At 68.9% G+C, this 3,539-nt stretch carries 2 protein-coding genes and 1 pseudogene; 1 reads left to right on the forward strand and 2 read right to left on the reverse strand.

Annotation, left to right across the window (positions count from 1 at the left end):
* Window positions 1–471: 471 nt before the first annotated feature.
* Complete coding sequence (locus tag ABZZ74_RS52990) at window positions 472–2,115, forward strand: M4 family metallopeptidase (RefSeq protein ID WP_356951282.1); 1,644 nt, start codon at window positions 472–474, stop codon at window positions 2,113–2,115.
* A gap of 159 nt (window positions 2,116–2,274) precedes the next feature.
* On the opposite strand, the gene ABZZ74_RS52995 is transcribed toward ABZZ74_RS52990, so the two are convergent.
* Both ABZZ74_RS52995 and ABZZ74_RS53000 read right to left on the reverse strand, forming a co-directional pair.
* Window positions 2,275–3,123 carry a serine protease gene (locus ABZZ74_RS52995; protein WP_356951283.1) on the reverse strand — a complete coding sequence of 283 codons (849 nt, stop codon included), beginning with the start codon at window positions 3,121–3,123 and terminating at the stop codon, window positions 2,275–2,277.
* 206 nt (window positions 3,124–3,329) lie between these two features.
* Window positions 3,330–3,539: pseudogene (locus tag ABZZ74_RS53000) on the reverse strand (hypothetical protein); the annotation flags it as partial.

Raw genomic sequence — 3,539 nt, forward strand, 5'->3', positions numbered from 1 at the left:
GGCGACGGCGTACTGGAAGGGGCCGGAGGAGACGTACGTCAGGAACTGCTTGGCCGAGCGCACCGCCGAGACCAGCGCGGGCGGCGCCGTGATCCGCCGACTCCGCGTTCACGCACTCATTCGTGGGTGGTGCACCGGGCTCACCGGAGTCCGCCGTCGCCGGTCGGGGCCAACCGATCCGCGCATCTCCGCCGCGCGACCGAACGCAACGTACGGCCGGGGACGGAATCGGTGGATCGCAGGGACCCGCCGAGCATCACGCGATCGGCATCACGCGGTCCGGCGAGCAGTCGGTCCCACTGTCGGTCCATCTCGTGGTGGGTGTGGACATGACAGGCCTGTGTCCCCTTGAATGCCAGGACAAGATCAGCGCCGCTCCCAGCGCCCCCTCATGTGCCACCCCCGGTCACCCCCGGTGCCCACCCCCACACGCGCCCCCGCGGCGCCTTCTCCAGGAGACAGAAGACACTGATGAGTCGGATACGGCAGCACGTCCGAGGATCCCGTCTCGCCACCGCCGGCATCGCCACCACCGCAACACTTCTGGCCGGCTTACTCTCCCCGGCCGCCTACGCGGCCGACAGGCCGACCCGTGCCACCGTGCTCGGCAACGCGGCGAGGGTCCTCGCCGACCGGGCCGCTGCCCTGGGCCTCACCTCCGCGCAGGACACCTCCGTGAGTGACGTGGTCGTGGACAAGGACGGCGTCCAGCACGTTCGCTACGACCGTACGTACCACCAACTCCCCGTGCTTGGCGGCGACTTCGTCGTCCACATGGCCCCCGACGGCACATACCGCAGCATTGACCGGGCGACGAGGGCGGCGATCACGCTGCCGAGCACCACCCCGAAGGTGTCGGCCCCCAAGGCGGCCGACGTCGCCGTGAACGCTCTGCGTGCGGCCAACCCGGGCGACGCGCTGAAGCAGGTGAAGGCCAAGCCCCAGCTCGTCGTCGACGCCCTGCACGGTGCCCCGAGACTGGCCTGGCGCACGAACGCCACCGGACTGGACTCCCACGGCAACCCGGTCGCCCGCACGGTGCTGACCGATGCCCGCACCGGTGCCCAGATCGACGCCTGGGACACCATGGAGACGGCCACCGGCGACGGCAAGTCCCTGTACGGCGGCACGATCGCGCTGGAGACGACCCTCTCGGGATCGACGTACCAGCTGAAGGACCCCACGCGCGGCGACACGTACACCGGTGACGCGGCCGACAAGACCGACATGTGCACGGGCAATGGCTGCAGCAGCCGCGCCCCCGTGACCCTGTTCACGGACGACGACAACCACTGGGGCACGGGTACGGCCGCCGACCGCTCGACAGTCGCTGTCGACGCCCAGTACGGCAGCGATATGACCTGGGACTACTACAAGGACGTCCACGGCCGCAACGGCATCGGAAACGACGGCAAGGGCTCCTACAACCGCGTCCACTACGGCAACAATTACAGCAACGCCTACTGGGCCGACAGCTGCTTCTGCATGACCTACGGCGACGGTGACGGCACCAATTTCGGGCCGATGGTCGGGTTGGACGTGGCCGCCCACGAGATGTCCCACGGAGTGACCTCGAAAACCGCCGGACTGCTCTACTCGGGCGAGTCCGGCGGCCTGAACGAGGCGACGTCCGACATCTTCGGAACGCTGGTCGAGTTCTACGCGGAGAACCCGCAGGACACCGGCGACTACCTGATCGGCGAGAAGATCGTCCGCTCCGGCTTCCCGCGGGACGCCCTGCGCTACATGGACAAGCCGAGCAGGGACGGCAACTCCGCGGACTACTGGAGCAGTTCGGTCGCCAACCTCAGCGTCCACTACTCGTCCGGCGTCGCCAACCACTTCGCCTACCTCCTCGCGGAGGGCAGCGGAGCAAGGACGATCAACGGGGTCACCTACAACTCCCCGACGTACAACGGCTCGACTGTCACCGGCATCGGCCGCGCCAAGCTCGGCGCGATCTGGTACCGCGCCCTGACCGTCTACATGACGTCCACGACGAACTACTCCGGAGCGAGGGCGGCCACCCTGAACGCGGCCCGCGACCTCTACGGCGCGGGCAGCACGGAGTACAACACGGTGGCGGCGGCCTGGAGCGCGGTCAACGTGAACTGAGCGTCACCTTGCGCCGGACGCGTCACGTGGTCGCCCCGGTCCGGAACCCGGGACCGGGGCGGCCGTCAGCCGGTGGACTCCTTCAAAAGCACTTGGACGGACGCCTCCGAATCGACCCGGGCCCAACTGAGACCGTACCTGTGCCGGACCGGCGGAGCGCTACGGCTTCGGCAGGGTGCATCCGGCGGCGCTCAGGTCCAGCTGGTTGCCGGTCGTGAAGCAGGCCGGGATCTGGTAGGTCTGCTGGCCGTAGTTGATGCCCTTGCGAACGGTGACGTTGCCACTCGGGTCCACCTCGCAGGGGTTGTCCACCGTGCAGGAGGCGCCGTCCTCGTTGCCGGTGTTGTGGACGGCGACGACCTCACCGGTGGACTGGTCGATCACCGGAGAGCCGGAGGTGCCGCCGACGGTCTGGCAGGCGGAGGTGTAGCGGACCGAGTCCTTCCAGGTCCAGTTGCCCTCCTTGAGCCGGTGGACGAACCCGTCGACGTTGCAGTCATAGAGCTTCTTCCAGATGCCGGACGCCACGGTGACGGCGGTGCCGACGGTCGGGTGCGTGTCCCGCACGGTCAGCGCCGACACCCCGTACGAGTTCTTGATCGCCGCGTAGGTGGTGGTGAGCTGGTAGATCGCCACGTCCGTGTCGGTCATCGTCCCGTACGCGAGCTTCTCGGCCTTCAGCGTGGCGACCTGGGCGCCTGATGAGTCGAGCAGGCTGAACGGCCGGTTGGCCGGCCGGTCGGTGATGACCACCCCCGGGTCCATGAGGCTGCTGCAGTGGCCGTTGGAGAGCACCAGCGCCGGGTCGGTGTCGACGGAGTTCGGGAAGCGGACGAGCGAGCCGGAGCAGTTGCTGAGCGCCACGGTGCCGGCGAGGCTGACGGCCTTGAGTGTCGGCTCGGCCGCCTTGGCCGCGGGCTTGACGCCGACGGGCGCCGCGACCGCGGGCACCGCGCCCGCCCCGGCGACGGCCAGAGCGAAGATCGCGGCGACGAGAGGCTTTCTCACGTGGGGGTCCCCTCTTATGACAAGGCGACCGGAAACCTTCCGGCCACCCACTGTTTTGTCATGCGCATTGTTGGTGTAGGGGCGCGAGAGATCAAGGGGCGCCTTTCAGCCGCGAGGACAGCGCTCTCGTGGCGCGCAACCGCTCGCATCAACGCCGACCCTGACCAGCTCAGGGAAGCGCTCCGTCCCCTCGGTGACGTCGACCATCACTCGGTTGGTTCGGTCCTCGGGGCGGCCAGCGATTTGAGTCGGGTGGCCGCGTCCGCCAGCACCTCGGTGCGTTTGCAGAACGCGAAGCGGACGAAGGGGGCGCCCGCCTCCCGGTGGTCGTAGAAGACCGCGTTGGGGATGGCGACGACCCCGGCCCGTTCTGGCAGCGCGCGGCAGAAGGCGAAGCCGTCGGTCTCGCCGAGGGG

The organism is Streptomyces sp. NPDC006476 (genome assembly GCF_040612015.1).
GTDB lineage: Bacteria > Actinomycetota > Actinomycetes > Streptomycetales > Streptomycetaceae > Streptomyces > Streptomyces griseorubiginosus_B.